A 1,319-nucleotide genomic window follows, 5' to 3' on the forward strand; every position below is an offset into this window, starting at 1 on the left:
ACAGGCGCATCATCAACGGCAGTCACACTTACATCGATGTTTGCTGACACCGTATCGGTGCCGTCTGATACATCGAAGCCGAAGTTTACGTCGCCATTGAAGTTTTCATTCGGCGCAAAGGTGTAAGTCCCGTTGCCGTTGTCGGTCAAGATACCGTCGCCGCCATCGTAGGTCACACCTTCAACCGTTAGGTTGTCGCCTTCAATATCAGTCGCACCTGTTAATAGGTCTGCATCGGTGAAGATAAGCGTTCCATCTTCTTCAACACTGAACTGTTGATCTTGAGGTACTGGCAAATCATTTACTGGGTTAACGGTTAGGTCTGCAGAAGCTTGAACCGTATTGGTGCCATCAGAGATATCGAAGCTGATATCGATGTCACCATTGAAGTTCTCATCTGGCGTGATGGTGAAGCTGCCGTCATCATTAGCTACAACCGTCGCATCTCCACCAACCGTTAGGCCGCTAGCAGTAAGGTCATCGCCCTCTACGTCAGATGCTTGTGATAGCAATTGCTCTTGGCTTAAACGGATAGAACCGTCTTCATCGATTGAGTACGCCAGGTCACCCGATACAGGCGCATCATCAACGGCAGTTACGCTTACGTCGATGTTGGCAGAGACCGTATCGGTGCCGTCTGATACATCAAAACCGAAGTTTACGTCGCCATTGAAGTTTTCATTTGGCGCAAAGGTGTACGTGCCGTTACCGTTGTCGGTAAGAATACCGTCACCGCCATCGTAGGTCACACCTTCAACCGTTAGGTTGTCACCTTCAATGTCTGTCGCGCCTGTAAGCAGATCCGCGTCTGTGAACAGTAAAGTACCGTCTTCTTCAACACTGAATTGCTGATCTTGAGGAACTGGCAGGTCATTGATTGGGTTAACGGTTAAATCGGCAGAAGCTTGAACGGTATTGGTACCATCTGAGATATCGAAGCTGATATCAATGTCGCCATTGAAGTTCTCATCTGGCGTGATGGTGAAACTGCCATCATCGTTAGCTACAACCGTCGCATCACCACCAACCGTTAGGCCGCTAGCAGTAAGGTCATCGCCTTCAACATCAGATGCTTGTGATAACAGTTGCTCTTGGCTTAGACGAATCGAACCATCTTCATCGATTGAGTACGCTAAATCGCCTGACACAGGTGCATCATCAACGGCAGTTACACTCACATCGATGTTTGCTGACACCGTATCGGTGCCGTCTGATACATCGAAGCCGAAGTTTACGTCGCCATTAAAGTTTTCATTCGGCGCAAAGGTGTAAGTCCCGTTGCCGTTGTCGGTCAAGATACCGTCGCCGCCATCGTAGGT

1 protein-coding gene is annotated in these 1,319 nt (G+C 49.1%); it reads right to left on the reverse strand.

The features are described 5' to 3' along the window. Window positions 1-1,319 (reverse strand): tandem-95 repeat protein (locus AB4209_RS21305; RefSeq protein ID WP_372057278.1); only part of this gene is annotated, 1,319 nt, incomplete at both ends.

This window comes from Vibrio sp. 10N.286.48.C11 (assembly GCF_041469805.1).
In the GTDB taxonomy this organism is placed as follows: Bacteria; Pseudomonadota; Gammaproteobacteria; order Enterobacterales; family Vibrionaceae; genus Vibrio; species Vibrio crassostreae_C.